General features: G+C 58.7%; 14 protein-coding genes. 7 read left to right on the top strand and 7 right to left on the bottom strand.

Annotated features, from left to right (window positions below; all coding sequences use genetic code 11):
* Positions 1–7 precede the first annotated feature (7 nt).
* Positions 8–517 (bottom strand): RidA family protein, encoded by a 510-nt coding sequence (locus KT71_RS04130; RefSeq protein ID WP_008292713.1) that lies wholly within the window; start codon positions 515–517, stop codon positions 8–10.
* Positions 518–748: 231 nt separating this feature from the next.
* Here KT71_RS04130 and KT71_RS04125 point away from each other — a divergent pair, with 231 nt between their 5' ends.
* Complete coding sequence (locus tag KT71_RS04125) at positions 749–2,137, top strand: pyridoxal phosphate-dependent decarboxylase family protein (protein WP_008292714.1); 1,389 nt, start codon at positions 749–751, stop codon at positions 2,135–2,137.
* On the opposite strand, the gene ggt is transcribed toward KT71_RS04125, so the two are convergent.
* Positions 2,115–3,827, bottom strand: a complete 1,713-nt coding sequence (gene ggt, locus KT71_RS04120; RefSeq protein WP_023659938.1) for a gamma-glutamyltransferase — start codon at positions 3,825–3,827, stop codon at positions 2,115–2,117. The genes KT71_RS04125 and ggt overlap by 23 nt on opposite strands.
* A 10-nt stretch (positions 3,828–3,837) precedes the next feature.
* On the bottom strand, positions 3,838–5,229 hold the full coding sequence (locus tag KT71_RS04115) for an MATE family efflux transporter (protein WP_008292716.1): 1,392 nt from the start codon (positions 5,227–5,229) through the stop codon (positions 3,838–3,840).
* 92 nt (positions 5,230–5,321) lie between these two features.
* On the opposite strand from KT71_RS04115, the gene KT71_RS04110 reads away from it, so the two are divergent.
* The 3 genes from KT71_RS04110 (at position 5,322) to KT71_RS04100 (ending at position 9,707) form a co-directional block, all read left to right on the top strand.
* The gene (locus KT71_RS04110; protein WP_008292717.1) at positions 5,322–6,725 is read left to right on the top strand and encodes an LssY C-terminal domain-containing protein; all 1,404 of its coding nucleotides are present in this window, start codon (positions 5,322–5,324) and stop codon (positions 6,723–6,725) included.
* Positions 6,726–6,840: 115 nt separating this feature from the next.
* Positions 6,841–8,550 carry a DUF885 domain-containing protein gene (locus KT71_RS04105; RefSeq protein WP_008292718.1) on the top strand — a complete coding sequence of 570 codons (1,710 nt, stop codon included), beginning with the start codon at positions 6,841–6,843 and terminating at the stop codon, positions 8,548–8,550.
* Positions 8,551–8,666: 116 nt separating this feature from the next.
* A complete protein-coding gene (locus KT71_RS04100; RefSeq protein ID WP_008292719.1) occupies positions 8,667–9,707 on the top strand; it encodes a DUF481 domain-containing protein in 1,041 nt (346 codons plus the stop codon).
* Positions 9,708–9,741: 34 nt separating this feature from the next.
* Here KT71_RS04100 and KT71_RS04095 read toward each other — a convergent pair whose 3' ends face one another.
* Positions 9,742–10,656, bottom strand: coding sequence for a transporter (locus KT71_RS04095; protein ID WP_008292720.1), 915 nt, complete (start codon positions 10,654–10,656; stop codon positions 9,742–9,744).
* 115 nt (positions 10,657–10,771) lie between these two features.
* Between KT71_RS04095 and KT71_RS04090 the strand changes: the two genes are divergently transcribed.
* Positions 10,772–11,533: a proteasome-type protease gene (locus tag KT71_RS04090; protein ID WP_008292721.1), complete on the top strand. Its 762-nt coding sequence runs from the start codon at positions 10,772–10,774 to the stop codon at positions 11,531–11,533.
* On the opposite strand, the gene KT71_RS04085 is transcribed toward KT71_RS04090, so the two are convergent.
* From KT71_RS04085 to KT71_RS04075, 3 genes are read right to left on the bottom strand one after another with little or no spacing between them, the layout of a single operon-like run.
* Complete coding sequence (locus KT71_RS04085; RefSeq protein WP_008292722.1) at positions 11,493–12,518, bottom strand: zinc-binding metallopeptidase family protein; 1,026 nt, start codon at positions 12,516–12,518, stop codon at positions 11,493–11,495. The two genes, KT71_RS04090 and KT71_RS04085, sit on opposite strands and share 41 nt — an antisense overlap.
* On the bottom strand, positions 12,515–13,453 hold the full coding sequence (locus KT71_RS04080) for an alpha-E domain-containing protein (RefSeq protein WP_008292723.1): 939 nt from the start codon (positions 13,451–13,453) through the stop codon (positions 12,515–12,517). The genes KT71_RS04085 and KT71_RS04080 overlap by 4 nt, the downstream gene beginning before the upstream one ends.
* Positions 13,450–14,898 (bottom strand): circularly permuted type 2 ATP-grasp protein, encoded by a 1,449-nt coding sequence (locus KT71_RS04075; RefSeq protein ID WP_008292724.1) that lies wholly within the window; start codon positions 14,896–14,898, stop codon positions 13,450–13,452. The genes KT71_RS04080 and KT71_RS04075 overlap by 4 nt, the downstream gene beginning before the upstream one ends.
* Before the next feature lie 197 nt (positions 14,899–15,095).
* Between KT71_RS04075 and KT71_RS04070 the strand changes: the two genes are divergently transcribed.
* Both KT71_RS04070 and KT71_RS04065 read left to right on the top strand, forming a co-directional pair.
* Positions 15,096–17,213 carry a molybdopterin-dependent oxidoreductase gene (locus KT71_RS04070; RefSeq protein ID WP_008292725.1) on the top strand — a complete coding sequence of 706 codons (2,118 nt, stop codon included), beginning with the start codon at positions 15,096–15,098 and terminating at the stop codon, positions 17,211–17,213.
* Between the two features lie 47 nt (positions 17,214–17,260).
* A complete protein-coding gene (locus KT71_RS04065) occupies positions 17,261–17,854 on the top strand; it encodes a LemA family protein (RefSeq protein ID WP_008292726.1) in 594 nt (197 codons plus the stop codon).
* Positions 17,855–17,863 lie beyond the last annotated feature (9 nt).

Raw genomic sequence — 17,863 nt, 5'->3', positions numbered from 1 at the left:
ACCAGGCCTAGTCGGGAGACCGGGCCGCCACCACTTCGATCTCGACAAACCATCCCGCCCGCGCGAGACCCGCAATCTGGAAAGCCGACCGTGAGGGAAGATTGGGCTGTGCCTCGGTGCCAAAGAACTGCGTGTAGCCGCGCATGAATCCTGCGAAGTCCATACGGCCATCGGTCTCCGGTGTACCCACGAGATAGGCGCGCATCATCACAACATCACCCATATCGAGACCCAATCGCTGCAAGCGGCTTTGCACTTCTTTGAGCACGCTCACGGTTTGGATTTCCGTATCGCCGTAGGTGGCGGGGTCGTCGGGATCACCACCCTCCACGACAGGCTTGGGCACGGCACCACTGACAAAGATGAGCTCTGAGGCACCGGGTACCTGCACAGACTGGGCAATTGGGAAATCAGAACCGGGCGTTTTGTTCCGGGTGATGTCATCGGCACTGACCGACAGGCTGGCTACGGCCAACACGCCGCCTGCAAGCAGGGATAAAAAGGAAAAACGATTCATGACGCAGCGACTCCTTTGGTTTACTCAACGGCGGCATGGCGGTATTCGCCAGACCGAATTACTAAACCCCACCCCTGGAGCACGGTGAGAATTGTGTTTACCCTAAATCATCGTCGGCGTCGGGTCGATAAGATTTGATGAATTCCGAGGCGACATCGCGGGGGTGATTGGACATGCCCTGGCGCTGCCCTCCCCCCCGGACCCGCCTAGAGAGACAAACAGGAAACTACCATGGCATCTGACGGCGACAAGGCTTATCCCCCCGATACCCTGGGTATGGACAGCGCAGAAATGCGTCGTCTGGGCTATGCCGCCGTCGATGCGGTGATCGAGCACCTACAGAGCAAGCACAACAACCCCGCCATAGCCTCCTGCGACGCCGACACGCTCCTTGCCGCACTGGGTGGCGCGCTGCCGGAGCAACCCCGAGCCATGGATGAAAGTTTTGAGCTCCTCACGCACACCGCCCTGCACCATCAGCAGCATGGCGATCACCCCCGTTACTTTGCCCGGGTGCCGGGTCCCAGTTCCTACGCGGCGATTATCGGAGAGTGGCTGGGTGTGGGGTTCAACAGCATCGCAGCCTCCTGGCCCGGCGGCGCAGGACCCTCCGCCGTGGAGCTGGTTGTCATCAACTGGCTTTGCCAACTCATGGGTCTACCCGAAGACTACGAGGGGGTTCTTGTCAGCGGCGGGTCCCAGGCCAGCCTCACGGCAATAGCGGCGGTGCGGGCCAGCCGAGGCCCCGGATGCGTTTACCTCAGCGATCAAACCCATGCCTCCCTGGGGAGAGCCCTGCGGACCCTCGGCTTCGAAGATCGGCACATTCGCCTCCTCCCCAGCGATCCGCAGCACCGGCTTTCCGTTGAAACCGTAGCCTCGGCCACCGCGAAGGATTCAGATAAAGGCCTCACCCCGCTCATGGTCATTGCCACGGCGGGAAGCACGAATACCGGCGCTGTGGACCTCCTCGATGATCTCGCAGATCTTTGCAAAGCGCAGAGTTTATGGCTGCATATTGATGGCGCATACGGCGCCCCGGCGGCCCTCAGCCCGAGAGCTGCATTGACGCTCCAGGGGCTCCGTCACGCAGATTCTTTGACCCTCGATCCCCACAAGTGGCTCTTTCAACCCTACGATGTGGGTTGCCTTCTCATACGACCCGGTCTCCTCGAGCCCTGCTTTGCCATGAACCCCGAGTACCTCAAGGACGTGCAGGCCAGCGACAATGCCGTGGATTTTCGCAACCGGGGCTTTGAACTGACCCGCCGATCCCGGGCACTCAAACTGTGGTTCAGCTTTCGCAGCTATGGCATCGCACGATTTCGCGAGGCCATCGATTACAGCATTGGCCTCGCGGAGTTTGCCGAGGAATACCTGCGCAATAACCCCCGGCACTGGGAGGTGGTGACACCTGCGCAGCTTGGCATCATCTGTTTTGCCCTGCGGGACGCAGATGCCGAGGAGCATGAGCGGCGCGCCCGGGCGCTGTCAGCATCAGGTTTTGCCTGCGTGAGCACGACCCGGCTCAAGGAGCGCACGGTACTGCGCCTTTGCATCATCAACCCCCTCACTACCGAGGAGGATATCCGGGAGACTATTGATCGCCTGGGAGCGTAATCACTGCGCTTGTTCCGCCAAAGCGGGGATCCGAGACAGCAGTCAGGGGACCGTCCTCGGTACGCCAGATTAGCTGAACATTGCCGAACTCATAAGGGTGAGGCTCCACCCGATAGCCGCGGCGCTCGAGAGCTTGAATAGTAGCGGGTGCCAGAGGGGTTGTGGGGGAGTAGGTAATCAGGTTCTTGGGCAGCAGTTGATGGTGAACCCGCGTCGCCGCCTGCGCCTGGGAGCCTGACATAGCAAATTCAACGATATTGCTGATCAGCTGATAAACGGTGGTGAAAATGGTTGAGCCACCCATGGCACCGAGGGCCATGGCAATCTCATCACCCCGAAGGAGCAGCGTTGGCGACATAGAGGACAGCATGCGCTTGCCCGGGGCAATGGCATTGGCCTCGTCGCCCACCACACCGTAGTAATTAGGCTGGTTAGGCGCCGCAGAAAAGTCGTCCATCTCATTGTTCAGCAAGAATCCGGCGCCGCTTACCACCACCCCCGATCCAAAACTCGTATTGAGGGTGTAGGTGTTGGATACCGCGTTACCGTCGCTATCCAGTATGGAAAAGTGTGTGGTATGGATGGGCTCGCGCACGGCGTTTACAGACTCTGTCGGGGAGATCGCTACCGGGTCGATAGTTGCAGCACGTTGTTTTAAACGGGCCGGATCCAGCAATGCGTCCATGGGCACGTCCACATAATCCGCGTCTCCGAGAAAGCGAGCGCGGTCCGCAAAAATGCGTTTCTCGATTTCCGCCTTCAGGTGTATGTACTGAGGGGAATTATGGGCGAGCCCCGCAAAGTCATCACGACGCCACTCCTTCATGGTGAGGTACTGAAAGATCGCGAGACCACCCGAGCTCGGCAGGGGCGCGGTGACCACCTCGTATCCCCGCCAGGGAAACGTCAGGGGCGAGCGCCAGCGGACCTCATAGGATGCAAGATCCTCCCTGGTGATAAGCCCGCCGCCCCTCTGCATTTCGGCCTCGATCAATTCCGCGGTTTCGCCTTCGTAGAAGCCGCGGGCGCCCCGGGCCGCTATGCGCTGGAGTGTTTCTGCCAATGACCGCTGTACAAGAAGCTGCCCGGCCTCTACCTGGCCGAAGCTATCGATGAAGGCTTTAGCATCGCGCAGGCGCTCCCGCTCGTAGTCGATTTCATCGACGAGAGCCCGGGGCACGACAAAACCCTGTTCGGCCAGAGCGATCGCCGGCTCCACCAGGGATGCCCAGGGCAAGACGCCATAGCGGCGGTGCGCTGCCCAGAGCCCCGCAACGGTGCCGGGGACGCCCACGGCGCGGTGGCCGGTGAGACTCGCATCGGTATTTACCGCGCCCGTCTCATCCAGATACATATCCCTAAAGGCAGCTGCGGGTGCACGCTCCCGGTAGTCGAGAAACTCCGCTTCGCCATCGACGTGCACCATCATAAAACCACCGCCGCCAATGTTGCCGGCATCAGGGAGGGTCACGGCGAGGGCAAAGGCAACGGCGACCGCCGCGTCCACGGCATTACCACCCTTGCGAAGCACTGCCAGTCCAATCTCCGTTGCCTGAGGCTCTGGAGAAGCGATTGCCGCCTCGCCGGCACCCAGAGTCGGACTCGGGCACGCAAAACAAAGAGCGACCCAGGGAGCGAAAATCCAGCGCAGAAGATGCCTGGATCGTGGATTAACCAAAGACGACAACATAATTTTGCCCTTAAAGCTTGGTGTCTGTGTTTGTATCTCTACTGCCCTCCGGGGTGGACTTCAACCGCAGCACCAGAACAATCGCAAGAATAAAGGTGAACAACTCCGCCAGGGGAATTGCGAGGTAGACGCCGGCATCACCCCAGAACCGTGGCAATAGCAACAGGCCGATACACGGCAAAACGAGGCTACGACTCAGGGCAATCACCGCTGAAGGCAGGGGGCGGTGGAGGGCTGTGAAGTAACTCGCCAGAGTGATGTTGGTGCCGTTGAGCAGAAAGGTCGGCCAGAAGTAGCCGATGAACACCAGAGCAATAACCGCTGTGGCCTGCTCCTGTGGCCCGAGGAACAAACTGATCATGGATTCCGGTAACGCCAGCAATAGCACGGACACCAACAAACCCACGGAAAACGCCGCGGCGACCGCGGTTAGCATGAACTGACGAATCCGCCGGGGATTCCCCGCGCCGAGATTACGGCTGATCATGGGCTGCAGAGACTCGGAGATGCCGTAACTCACTTCCAGACCAATCATCATCAGATAAGTGACGATGGTGTAGGCGGCTACACCTTCCACGCCCTGTCGACTGATCATCACCCAGTTGAAAAAGAGCACCACCAGACCCACGGACAGCTCGTTGATGAACTCGGAAAAACCATTCCATACAGCGCTCCAAAGGTCGCCCCATTGACCACGGACCAGGGTCAGCCTGAGAGAGCATCGGGGGTGAAACCAGTGCGACAGGAGAATGAAAAAAAAGGCGAATTCGGCCAGTGCCGAAGCCCAGGCGGCCCCGACAATGCCCCAATCGAGATAAACAATAAACAGGGTATTGAGCGCAATATTAGTCGCCGCAAAGGCCACGAGCCCCGACGCGGCGAGCACCGGGCGCCCATTGACGCGCACAAAGTAATCCATGGTCAGACCCGCGACAAAAACCGGTGCAAAGATGAGCACCACGCGCATATAGGCTGTCACAAGAGGCTGCACTTCCGGGGTTGCGCCCAGCAGACGCACAAGATCCTCCAGAAACAACAGGTCGGCGCCGGCGGTGATGATGCCCGCACCGACCGAGGCGAGAAGAGTGCGGGTAAAAATCGAAGACGCGGCGAGAATGTCTTGCTGGCCGAGGAAACGTCCGCAGATCACAGATCCGCCCACCGCCAGGGTAAAAACAATGGCCGTGAAGGCCGCCCAGGTCGGTTGCGCAAGATTCACCGCCGCCAGGGCTTTTGCGCCCACAAAGTTGCCGATGAAGATGCCGTCAATGATGCCCGCGGAGGTGACCGCAAGCATACCCAGCACCGACGGCACGGCGTAACGGAAGAATGTCGCCACCACGGAACCCGTAACCGGATCATAGCGCGGGTCGATACGGTCTCGGTCATGGGCAGCAGTCATAATTGGATTCTCGCAAATTTCCGGTTGTACCGCTCTTCTTGGCGCTCTCCGCTGGTTGCTATGGAGATGGCTGCGCTACAGTAGAAAGCATCATGATTCATTTTCTCTCTCATGCCACATTTTGGCGCAGTACCCTCCTTGTACTCGTGTCGGCGGTGCTGTGTGCCTGCGCAATCCGGGGCCCCTACCAACCCAGTTCCCTCGCCATCCCCGAGGCACTGGCGAACGTCAAGACCAAGGCGGTCAACGATGTGGAGGTTTCCGTTGCCATCCTCACGGACAAGGAGGCGGAGGAACATTTCGGACTCCCCCTCGGTGATAACGACATTCAGGCGATCTGGATGCGCGTCACCAACGCAACTCCCAGCCACCTCTGGTTCATTCCCAACGTGCTGGATCCCGATATTTATTCGCCGGACGAGGTCACCCTGGTCACCAGTGGCGCGATACGAGAGGAGGACCGGGACCGGGCAAGGCAAGGTATCCGCGATGCGTCCATGCGGCTGTCCCTTGGGTCGGACTCTGTTCACGAAGGCTTTGTTTTCGTGCCCAGGGCCAATGGTGGTCGCTATGTGGATGTTCGCCTCGTACAGGACCTCGCGGAACTGCAGCGACAAAAGACCGCAGCGATTAATGATGACGGCACACCGCCCGTCGCCGATCAGTTCGAGTTCCGCTTTGGCTTTGCGATTCCTCTTCCCGATGGCATCTTTGACTACGAGAAGCTGGACCCTGAAAAAACCTATGTCGGCAAAGCGTTGCCGGATCTCAGTCGTGAAGAACTCCGTGAGCGCATCACCACGCTTCCCTGTTGCGCCAGTAATAAGGAAGGCACCGGCGACGGAGACCCCGTTAACGTGGTGATCATCGCCAAGGCCGGGGACGTGCTGAATTCCCTCTCCCGCGCCGGCTGGTCCTTCACCCATCGCATCACGCTCAAAAGCGTCCTACATCTTGCCGGCGCCACCCTGCAGGGCAACAGCTATCCCGTTGCCCCGGTGAGCGACCTCTTCCTCTTCGGGCGGAAGCAGGATTTCGCCCTCCAACGCGCGCGAAACAACATCGCCCAACGCAACCATATGCGCCTATGGCTGGCACCTTTCACCCATCACAATACGCCGGTATGGGTGGGTCAGATAAGCCGGGATATCGGCATCAAAATTACCAGCGAATCGGCGAGCTTTACCACACACATTATCGACCCCGAGGTAGATCTTGCGCGGGAGTACCTATTGCACAGTCTCCTGGCTGACGGATTGGTTCAGGGCTTTGGATTCGCGGCGGGCTCCCGGGCGGCGAGCAAAGAACAACCCGCCCTTAATCTGGCAAAAGACCCGTATTTCAGCGACGGCCTGCGCCTTGTGCTCATACTGTCTGCGGACCCTGTGCCCTATACCGAGATAGAAAGCCTGCTCTGGGATGAAGTGGTCGCACCCATGGCCGATTGGCAAAGCAAGGCCCCTCTGATGCCGCAGAAAGTGCACTCGGTACAGTAGTGCATTACCATCGCGTATCACCAGCGTGTTTGACTCCTCTGCACCCTGGCGCTTTTCTCAGGGCCAAAATTGCAAGAGCAGCGCACCAGATAATGAATTGATCGGGTAAACCGCTATGCGTACTTCTATTCTCACGAAACAGCCGGCACGGCACACTCCCTGCGCTCGACCGAAGTCCCGGACCTCTGCCTGCATAAACGCATTCAGCGGCATTCTGAGCCTTTGCCTCGCACTGACAAGCTCCATTGCCGCCGCCAGCAGCTATGAAGAGTTGGTGGATCTCTTTGGGGACTGGCGGGCCTTTGAAAAGCCCCCCCTGCTCAACGGGGCGCCGGACTACACCGCCAAACGTTTCGCCAAAGCCCATGCAGAATTGCCGGCGCTGCAGAACCGCCTTAACGACCTGGATACCAGCGACTGGCCCATCGAGCAGCAAGTAGATTGGCATGTGCTTCGCGCAGAGATGAACGGCTTTGACTTCAATCACCGGGTACTGAAGCCCTGGGTTCGGGATCCGGCTTTTTACCAGACGATATGGGCCTACCGCAGCGATGTACCGGCCCACGAGGGCCCTACCCATCACGCGATTCTCGAATTGTGGACCTATGAGTTCCCCCTGAGCGGGAAAGAAGAAGACCGCATGATCCGTGAGTTAAAGGTCATACCGCCCCTCATGAAGCAAGCCCGGGGCAATCTCACGGGCAACGCCCGGGATCTGTGGGTGGCCGGCATTCGTAACATTGAAGATCAGGGCAAGATGATCAATGACATCCGGACAAAGGTCGGCGAGGACATCAGCCAGGATCTTGATGCAGCGCTGACTGAAGCCAGCGCCGCCACCAGCGAACTGCTTACCTGGCTTGAGGCACAGGCCCCCGGTAAAACCGGCCCCTCGGGCATCGGCAGGGAGGAATACAGCTGGTATCAGTCGCAGGTGCATTACCTGCCCATCGACTTCAAGGAAGAAACGATGCTCCTGGAGCGCGAGCTCGACCGCGCGTGGTCCTCGCTGAAGCTCGAAGAGCACCGTAACCGCCATTTGCCTCCGCAGGAAGCCGTCGACAGCCCCGAGGCCTACGACGCACTGGTAAAGCGCACCTCAGAGCAGATGCTCCGCTGGTTTGCCGAAGAAGAAGTACTTCCCATGCGTGACTACATGGCCGAGGAACTCGTTGCTCACCTCGGGGACTACGAGCCGGAGGATGTACGCAACTTTTTTACCATCGACACCCATTACGACCCGCGCCCCCTCCTCTCGCATTTTTACCACTGGTTTGATCTGGCGGAGATTCAGGAGTACCCGCATCCCAGCCCCATCCGCCGTGGACCGGTGCTCTACAACATCTTTGACAGCCGCAACGAAGGCACGGCCACCGGGGTTGAAGAAATGTTTATGCATGCGGGACTTTACGAGGACAGTCCCCGTTCCCGGGAACTTGTGTGGATCATGCTCGCCCAGCGTGCTGCACGGGGCCTGGGCTCTCTGAAGGCCCATGCTAACGAAATGACCATGGCGGAAGCCGGCACGGTGCACGTGGAGTGGACGCCCCGGAGATGGATGAGCAATGAACCGGAGCTCCTCAAGTTCGAGCAGCATCTCTATTTGCGCCAACCGGGCTACGGCACGAGTTATGTCACCGGCAAGTATCTGCTGGAGCGGCTTCTCGCAAAACGCACGCAGCAGATGGAGGCCGCAGGCAAAGAGTATCCCTTGTCCGTGTTTTTTGAAGAACTTCGAGATGCGGGCAGCGTGCCGATTTCTCTGGTTCACTGGCAGCTCACGGGCGATGACAGCGATATCCGCAAAATCATGAGCCGCCAGTAGCGACTGCAGGCTACGTCATACCGTGGTTTAAACGGTAGAAGCCTCTGGCCTGGGAACGGATGAGACCCTAAAATTCGCGCTTTCACGCTGAATCAGGGTCTCGTCCTCACATCGCCATGCTTCCACTCATCGGTTCTATCCGGCGCAGCGCCCGCTGCGCAATTTTCATTCTTCTTTTTCTATCCAGCGGCCTTGCCCAGGCGAACGTTGACCGCATCGAGCTGGTTAACGGATCGGTCATTATCGGCAGCTTCCACGATGCGGACAACGGCAAGGTGATGATCGACACCGATTTTGCCGGGATGTTAACCATCGAAAAGAGCAACATCGTTGCCATGGATGTGGTCTCTAATGTCACCCTGCAAATGAAAGATGGGGCTGTGCTCGCCACGGACAACCTGGTGGTGGACAACAGAACCTTGAGTCTCACCACCCAGGGCAAAACAAGCTATGCCCTGGATGAGCTTCTGCGCATCAATCCGGAACCCTGGGAACTGGGGAGAGGTTATCGTCATACGGGGCTGGCGAGCTCGGCCTTTTCACTCCAGCGGGGCAACACCATTCTTGATGAACTGGATTACCGCGTGGATACCCGATGGAGTGGACTCAAGGATCGCTACACCCTGAAGCTGGAGGGCGAGGTTCGCGAGGCCAACAAAGAGCGCAATGCGGAGAACTGGATGGTGACGGGGAAATACGACCGCTTTCAAACGGGCGATTATTATTGGGGGATCTCGGCCTCCGCAGAGGAAGACCGCTTTGCAGATCTCGATCTGCGCACGGCTTTCGGGCCCTATCTCGGACGAAGCCTGTTGGTGGGCACACCGTTTGTACTGGAGCTGGAAACCGGTCTTTCCCAGGTTAACGAAGACTTCGGCGCCGCCGCCGATCGCAGTTACGTGGGTCTGACCTGGAGCGTGCGCTCCGAAAGCCAGTATTTTGGAGAGGCCTCGCGCTTGTATGTAGACCACAAAGGCGTCAAAAATCTCGCCGACAGAAACAATCTGATTCTCAACACCACCGTGGGGCTTGCCTTTCCTCTCCTCGGGCAAATTCAGGGCGCCACGGAAGTCGTATTGGATTACAACAGCGGCGCTGTTGAGGGCACGGAAGAGCTAGACCAGACCTATCGTTTCCGACTTGGCTATACCTGGTAAACCTTAAGCCCCTGGAGATAGAGTTTAAAACGCCCTAGAAAGCGTGAATCCAGGATAGAGAAAACAAGTCGTAGTCACCGCCGGTTTCCGTGACGGTGCCCGTGGAGGCGCCGAACCGCAGTGCATTACCCGGCGCCAGGGGATAGACGAAGGTCGCCCCGAAACGGGAGTTTCGCTGCAGATCCTGATTCTTCGAACCTCCCACACGGGTACGGCCGCCCACATAATAATTGGCATCCAATGCCACCCAGAAGCCTCGTGAAAAGCGTTTGATGAGGTGGAACTGGGCGTTGGCTACGGGTTCCTGCTCCCGGATTTCGCCCACAAAATTATCGTTATCCTCAAAAAATGCTACGGACAACTCGCCCTCGAGAAGCCAGGAGGGCGTCAGGGGATAGATAACGCCCACGCCCGGCTTTACGGACCAGCGGTTAGCACCAATGTTGATAATGCGGTCGCTGTCATAGACACCCGTGGGAGCTGTCACGCTGAGACTCGCACCCACGATAGGCTTGGGATCCACCCGAAGGGCCGCAAAACCCTCTCGATCCATGGCGGGTGCACCCAGAAGATTAATTGCCAGCCTTACGGTGGTGTCGCCGATCCCGACGGTGCGTCGCGTAACAGGCTCGTCCTCGACCGTCGCCGAGGTGTTACCGTCGGAGGCGAACTGGATCAGAGAAAAATTCGCCGTTCGTCCGACAATGTCGAGGGTCCGCTGGTAGCTCAACTGGAAGTAGTCAATGCTTGAATCGACGCCCGTGACGGGCAGGGATTGATCAACGATGATATCGCCGCGGCTGTGCTGGTAACTCAAGGACAGGACATTTGTGCCCACAGGGCTCGGCCAAAACGCCCGGGGGACCAACTCCTGCGTCCCGGCGGTGATCGGCGCAAGAGTCAACAGAGCGCCCAGGCACAGCGCAGGCGGCTGCAGGGTTGTCGCCATTTTTCCTCCCCGGAAGAATCCGAGCAGAGCTTAACGCATTTCGTCAAGGGTGCCAGCCGCGCAATATTTGTTATATTCCCTCGCTCAGTCAGCAGGATTCCATAGACCTAACTACATGACCTATTGCCTCGCCATCACGCTGGAGGAAGGACTGGTGTTTTGCTCCGATTCACGGACCAACGCCGGCCCGGATCGCGTCAGCAAGTACAGCAAAATGCACCGTTTCTCCGTGCCCTACGAGCGCTCCATGGTGATCCTTACGGCGGGCAATCTGGCCACGAGTCAGGCCGTCATCGCGCAGATTCAGCGTGATCTTGAAGAAGACACGGAGCTCAATATATTCAATGCCCGCTATGTGAGCGATGTCGCGGACTACATCGGTGAAATCAGCCTTAAGGAACAGCAGAAGTACGCCAAGAAAGGCGGACCTAACGCCGGATTCAATGCCAGCGCCACATTTATTCTGGGCGGGCAGATCAAGGGGCATGCGCCGGAGCTGTATATGATTTACCCCGAGGGAAATCACATCACGGCATCAGACCTTTACCCCTATCTTCAGATTGGTGAGACCAAGTACGGCAAGCCCATTCTGGACAGGATCATTCGCAGTGATACGCCGGTGGAAACAGCGATGCGCTGTGCGCTGGTGTCCGTGGACTCCACCATGCGCTCCAACGCAACGGTCGGGCCACCCCTGGAGTGCCTGTTTTACCGCAAGGACAGTCTTCAGCCCCATGATGAATACTGCATTCTGGAAGAAGGTCATCCCTACCTGTCAGACCTTCGCCAGAGCTGGGACGACAATATCCGCCTCGCCTTCGACAACCTCCCGTCTCTCAGCGCAGTGTTCGAAGCCGATCCATCGCCAGATCAATAAGCTCCAGCTTCTCAGCTACCATCTCGTTGATTACGAAGGGATAGGCATCCCCGCGTCCGACACTGCGGTTGAGCTCGTTAAGCATGAGGCTGACCTTTGACCAGGCGCGCAGGCGCTCCGACATGGACATAAACCCCGGCTGACGGGCCAGGAGCTGGTGCGCCCAGGCGGTGTCCAGGGCATCGTAGATATGCAGATAGTGTCCCCAACACTCTGCCCAGTCTTCACTGGGATGAGCACTGGCATAGGAACTGATAAACCGCTCCCGCCAGCCGGGGGGCGGGCCGTTCTTATAGTGGGAATCGAGAGCAGCCTGATAGCTCAGGCGCTCATCGCCAAATACCTGACGAAACTCCGCAAGAAGCCGGCCCTCCGGATTCAGGAGCGACCAATAGTAGTGGCCGGATTCATGGCGCAGGTGCCCCAGCACCGTACGGTAGCTCTCACCCAGCTCATCCTGCACGGTGACCCGGGCTACGTCGTCAGCCTCGAGGGCGTTAATAGTGATGACGCCGCCGAGATAACCTGTGGACACAAAAGTCTCGGGATACTTGTCCGAGGTCCGCCCATCCTCGATAAAGTCCAGTAACAACCCGCGCTGGGGATCTGCCCAACCGTTGAGCATGGGCAGCTTCAACTGCGCCAGGGTGTAAAAAAGGCGCTTTTTACCCCGCTCTAGGACCAGCCAGCGCTCCTGGTTTTCCGGTCGGGATTGATCGGGCACCGTGCGATTGAACTGGCAGGCCGTACAAAACTGACTGGGGGAATCTGCCGGTCGCAACCAGTTGCAGACCCCGAACAACTCCCCATTGGAGCAATAGCGGAAAGCGTTGCCCAGAAAGTCACGGAAAATACCCTCGCCCCAATCGGCGAGGGTGATCAGGTCAGCGCGGCTGGGATCGTAACCCAGGGCCGATTGGCAATTGATACAGAAGTCGTTTTCAAAGTAGACGGGGCTACCGCAGTCACAGGCAAAACGTCTCATCCTTCTCCACTGTGAAACCAGCTCTCATAAACCGCCTGATGAAGATCGCCGATAATGAGCTGCAGCTCATCGATGTAAGCGTGGAGGGCGCTCTGATCCATGCTTGTGGACTCAAAACCACGCAGCTTGCGCCGCATTCGCTCTACTACGCGAAGGCTTGCTTTGTTGTTGCTCAGGGGTGTTAGCTCATCCTGAATGCCTCGCACGCAGAAGCGCACTGAGCGAGGAAAAGTCTCCTCCATAAAGACAAAGTCCACGGCGGCGTTCTTCTCCACCTGGGGACCGATCATGCGGCGGTAGGCGCCCAGGGCCGACATGGACTTCAGCAGGGTACCCCAGAGCAGGTGTTCAATACCCTGTGTGGCACCCTCCCGCTCAAGAAAGTCCGAGGCGCCCACGTCGATGATGCGCGTCGTCATGTCCGCGCGCTCCAGAAGCTGGCCAAGCATGATAAAGCGGTAGCTGTGATCGCGGCAGAGGGTGCTGCGCAGCACACCATTGATGACCTGGCAGCGCTGAATCACCTGCTCAAGGTACTGCTGACGATTTCTTCGCCCCACGGAATGTTCTGCGGCGTCGGCGGTGTAGAGATACAGCTCATTAACCAGCTCCCACACCTCGTCGGGAATCACATCCCGGGTCGTACGCACGTTTTCACGGGCCGCGTGCACCGCATAGGGAATGCTGCAGGTAGCGTCGGCTTCTCCAATAAGCAGACGCAGGACGTTCTGCTCGTTGCGTACGTTGAACCACTCATCGAATACAGGATCAGCATCCAGGATGCGCACAAGAATCTCCCAGCCCGGCTGAGAACCCTTGGGAATATCCATCACGAGGTGGTTGTAGGCCGCAACAAGGCGTGCCGTGTCTTCGGCGCGTTCGATGTAGCGCGCCATCCAGTAGACCCGCTCCGCAACTCTCGACAGCATAATCATAGCCGACCCTCCACGATCCAGGTGTCTTTGCTGCCGCCTCCCTGGGAGGAGTTCACCACCAGGGAACCCTCGACCATAGCGACACGGGTGAGTCCGCCGGAAGTCACCCAGGTATCCCTGCTCTGCAAAATAAACGGCCGCAAGTCCAGGTGCCGGGGTTTGATCTCGTCACCGATGTAGGTGGGCGCCGTGGACAGGGACAGGGTGGGCTGTGCGATGTAATTTCGGGGATTCTTTTCAATGAGTTTGGCAAACTTGCGATGCGTCGCCTTATCCGCGTGGGGCCCGACCATAATCCCATAGCCCCCGGACTCGTTCGCTGGCTTCACCACCAGCTTCTCAAGGTTATTGAGGACGTACTCCCGGTCCTTCTCGCGCATGCAGAGGTAGGTGGGCACGCTGCGAATCAGGGGTTTTTCCTTCAGGTAATAGCGAATCATGTCCGGCACAAAGGCATACACCACCTTGTCATCGGCGACGCCCGAACCCGGGGCGTTTGCGATGCCGACTTTGCCGTTCAGCCAGGAGCGCATAAGCCCCGGCACACCCAGGGCCGAGTCCTCCCGAAAGGCTTCGGGGTCCATAAAATCCTCGTCAATACGTCGGTAGATAACATCCACCTGCACGGGGCCATCAACGGTCCGCATATAGACGCAGTCATCGTCTCCCACAAACAGATCAGCGCCCTCGACCAACTCTGCGCCCATGCCCTGCGCCAAAAACGCGTGTTCGAAGTACGCGGAGTTGTAGATACCCGGGGTGAGCACGACGATCACCGGCCGTTTGCGATCCCGCGGCGACAGTGCAGCCAGCATGCGGTAGAGCTGAGAGGGATAATCATCAACGGGACGGATACTGTAGTTTTCAAAAATTTCCGGCAGCACCCGCTTGGTGATCTCGCGGTTCTCCACCATGTAGGAGACGCCGGAGGGCACACGCAAATTGTCCTCGAGCACGTAGAAATGCCCGTCGCTGTCACGCACCAGATCTGAACCGCAGATATTGGCCCACACCCCAAAGCGCGGCGAGGCGCCCAGGCACTGTTCCTTGAAGTTGGTGGATTCCAGGACCGTCTCCGGTGGCACGATGCCATCGGCAAAGATCTTCTGTTTGTTATACACATCATGGATAAACATATTGAGGGCGCGGCTGCGCTGCTCCAGCCCCCGGCGCACCTTATCCCACTCCCGGGCGGTGATAACCCGCGGAATAAGGTCAAAGGGCCAGGCGCGGTCGATGTTTCCCGCCTCGCTGTAAACCGTGAAGGAAACACCCATTTCACGGATCGCCACCTCAGCAGCGGTGCGCCGCGCCGCCAGATCGTCCGTGGGCAGTTCTTTCAACAGCTTCACCGCCGGCCGGGCCACCTGTCGGGGGGTGCCCTTGGGGGTGATCAGCTCGTCGTAATACTCCGTCGCGCTGTAGCGGTTCCAGTTCTTGTCCATGACATCTCCATGAGTCGCTTGTGGGGAAGATCCCCGGGGGAATCTCCTCATCGGCAGTGCTGCAGTGTAGCAAGCTGAGCGCTGGGGCGAGCGTCGCTGATTTTCCCGAACTGTCCCCGGGGTAGACGCACAGGTCGTTCTCCTTAAGAATTGCCTATCGCAAAGCACCATCACCAACCCACTATCGGACACCGCCCATGACCCAAACCCACTATCGTGCCTGCCATCTCTGCGAAGCCATCTGCGGCCTCAAGATCGAAACCCGCGGTGAGGAGATACTCTCGATCAAGGGTGACCCCGACGACCCCCTGAGTCGGGGACATATCTGCCCGAAAGCCGTGGCGTTGAAAGACATTCACGAGGACCCCGATCGACTGCGCTACCCCGTGCGACGGATAAACAACGACGATGGCTCCCACAGCTGGCAGGAGATCAGCTGGGAGGAAGCACTGGATGCCACGGCAGAGGCCCTGGTGAAGAGCTATAAAGAACACGGCGTTGATTCCATCGGTGTGTACCTGGGCAACCCCTCGGTACACAACTACGGCATGCTGACCCATCAGAACTATCTCTTTCGATGGCTGCGATCCAGAAACCGCTTTTCCGCCACCTCGGTAGATCAACTGCCTCACCACCTCACATCCCTGTGGTTATTCGGACACAAATCCCTGTTCCCTATCCCCGATATCGATCGCAGCGATTTTTTCCTGATGCTCGGCGCGAACCCCCTGGCGAGCAACGGCAGCATCTGGACCGTGCCCGACGTCAAGCAGCGCATCAAGGATCTCAAGGCCCGGGGTGGCAAACTCCTGGTGGTGGATCCCCGGCGCACGGAAACCGCAGAGCTGGCCAGTGAACACTTTTCCATTGTCCCGGGTAGTGATGCGCTGTTTTTAGCGGCCTTACTCAACACCCTGTTTGAAGAGGGACTCACAAACCCCGGCAGGCTCAAAGAATTCACCACGGGTTTGGATGAAGTCGCCAGCGCCGTGGCGCCCTTCACGCCCGAGCATGCGGCAGAGCACTGCGGCATCGATGCGCCGACTATTCGCCGCATCGCAAGGGAGTTTGCCGCGGCTGATGCGGCAATCTGCTACGGACGCATGGGCGTCTCCACACAGATTTTCGGTGGCCTTTGCCAATGGCTCATACAGATCATCAATATCGCTACGGGAAATCTCGATAGACCCGGGGGCAGCATGTTCACCCTTCCGGCGGTGGATCAGGTACCCCGCACGGGCCCCGGTGGCTTTGACCGGCACCGCAGTCGGGTACGCGATCTCCCGGAGTTCGACCGGGAGCTGCCTGCCGCTGCCATGGCGGAAGAAATCACCACCCCCGGCGAGGGCCAGATCCGCGTCATGTTCACCGGAGCAGGAAACCCCGTGCTATCCACCCCAAACGGCCGGGCTCTGGATGACGCTCTGGAACAGCTTGAATTCATGGTCTCACTGGATCCCTACATCAACGAGACCACCCGACACGCCGATATCATTCTGCCGCCCACCTCGCCCCTGGAGCACGACCACTACGATATTGCTTTTCATATCAACGCCATGCGCAACACCACGCGCTATAACCCGCCGGTGTTTGAGCCTGCGGAAGACAAGCTTCACGACTGGGAAATTTTCACGGCCCTGGGCGAGCGCGTGGCAAGAGCCCTGGGCGAGGAGCCCAAGGAGCGGGTAGCGCCCCACGATATGATCGACGTGGGCCTGCAGTTTGGCCCCTACGGCAAAGACAGCGCCTTTGATCTGAGTCTGGACAAGCTCAAGGCCAACCCCTCGGGCATCGATCTCGGGGAACTGCAGTCTATGCTGCCCGAGCGCCTCATGACCGCCGACCGCCAGATTCACTGTGCAACGCCCGAGGCCCTGGCGGATATCCAGCGTCTCGCGGACAATTTTGGGGAGCAGCGTGCCGAGGGCCTGCTACTCATCGGACGCAGGCACGTGCGCTCCAACAACTCCTGGATGCACAACTATCATCGTCTGGTGAAAGGCAAGCCCCGAGATCAACTCATGGTCCACCCGGAGGACCTCAGTGCCCATGACCTCAGGGATGGTGACCAGGCCCTCCTGCAATCCCGCAGCGGCGAAGTCACGGTGACCCTCCTCGCCTCCGACGAGGTGATGCCCGGCGTCGTCAGCCTGCCCCATGGATTTGGCCACAACCGCAAGGGTATCCGTATGACCACCGCCAGTAGTCACGCAGGGGTGTCCTGCAACGATGTGACCGATGCGGCCTATCTGGATGAACTGTCGGGCAATGCAGCGATCAACGGGGTTCCCGTCACACTTAGGGCCATCGCATAGGGTAAGCTTTCACCGCAGGGGTATGCCTTCGGCAAAGGAGTAGGTTCATGGAAATCTCAACAATCGTGTTCTGGCTGGTGCTACTGGGTCTGGTGATTTATGTCATCAACATTTACAACACCCTGGTCAGTCTCAAAAATCGCCATGAAAACGCGTTTGCGCAGATCGAGGTGCAGCTCAAACGACGCTATGACCTGATACCCAACCTGGTGGAAACCGCCCGCGCCTACATGGCCCACGAGCGGGAGACTCTCGACGCGGTGGTCAGTGCCCGCAACGAAGCCGCCGCCGTCCTCAAGGCCCTGGGAGACGGGAATAGCGGCGCCTCCATGGCGAGCCTTGCGGGGGCAGAGAACAATCTTCAGGGAGCTCTGGGAAAACTGAACATCACCATGGAGGCCTACCCGGACCTCAAAGCCAGTGAGAACATGCAGCAGCTGTCGGAAGAGCTCACGAGCACGGAGAACCGGGTGGCCTTTGCCCGCCAGGGTTTCAATGACGCCATCATGGCATTCAATACCTACCGCCAGAGTTTTCCGCCGGTGCTCCTGGCGGCGACCTTCGGTCATCCCTCCGATGCAGAGCTTCTGGAGTTTGACGATTCGGTACAGATTCAGGCGGCGCCCAAAGTCAGCTTCTGATGCAGGGCT

Origin of the sequence: Congregibacter litoralis KT71, from assembly GCF_000153125.2 — a bacterium.
Lineage (GTDB): Bacteria > Pseudomonadota > Gammaproteobacteria > Pseudomonadales > Halieaceae > Congregibacter > Congregibacter litoralis.
The sequence above is the reverse complement of the archived record's forward strand: the minus strand, read 5'-3'. Positions and strand labels throughout refer to the sequence as shown.

Coding starts and splice junctions, on each gene's coding strand:
- KT71_RS04130 (WP_008292713.1), bottom strand. CDS start 517: ATGAATCGTTTTTCCTTTTTATCCCTGCTTGCAGGCGGCGTGTTGGCC.
- KT71_RS04125 (WP_008292714.1), top strand. CDS start 749: ATGGCATCTGACGGCGACAAGGCTTATCCCCCCGATACCCTGGGTATG.
- ggt (WP_023659938.1), bottom strand. CDS start 3,827: ATGTTGTCGTCTTTGGTTAATCCACGATCCAGGCATCTTCTGCGCTGG.
- KT71_RS04115 (WP_008292716.1), bottom strand. CDS start 5,229: ATGACTGCTGCCCATGACCGAGACCGTATCGACCCGCGCTATGATCCG.
- KT71_RS04110 (WP_008292717.1), top strand. CDS start 5,322: ATGATTCATTTTCTCTCTCATGCCACATTTTGGCGCAGTACCCTCCTT.
- KT71_RS04105 (WP_008292718.1), top strand. CDS start 6,841: ATGCGTACTTCTATTCTCACGAAACAGCCGGCACGGCACACTCCCTGC.
- KT71_RS04100 (WP_008292719.1), top strand. CDS start 8,667: ATGCTTCCACTCATCGGTTCTATCCGGCGCAGCGCCCGCTGCGCAATT.
- KT71_RS04095 (WP_008292720.1), bottom strand. CDS start 10,656: ATGGCGACAACCCTGCAGCCGCCTGCGCTGTGCCTGGGCGCTCTGTTG.
- KT71_RS04090 (WP_008292721.1), top strand. CDS start 10,772: ATGACCTATTGCCTCGCCATCACGCTGGAGGAAGGACTGGTGTTTTGC.
- KT71_RS04085 (WP_008292722.1), bottom strand. CDS start 12,518: ATGAGACGTTTTGCCTGTGACTGCGGTAGCCCCGTCTACTTTGAAAAC.
- KT71_RS04080 (WP_008292723.1), bottom strand. CDS start 13,453: ATGATTATGCTGTCGAGAGTTGCGGAGCGGGTCTACTGGATGGCGCGC.
- KT71_RS04075 (WP_008292724.1), bottom strand. CDS start 14,898: ATGGACAAGAACTGGAACCGCTACAGCGCGACGGAGTATTACGACGAG.
- KT71_RS04070 (WP_008292725.1), top strand. CDS start 15,096: ATGACCCAAACCCACTATCGTGCCTGCCATCTCTGCGAAGCCATCTGC.
- KT71_RS04065 (WP_008292726.1), top strand. CDS start 17,261: ATGGAAATCTCAACAATCGTGTTCTGGCTGGTGCTACTGGGTCTGGTG.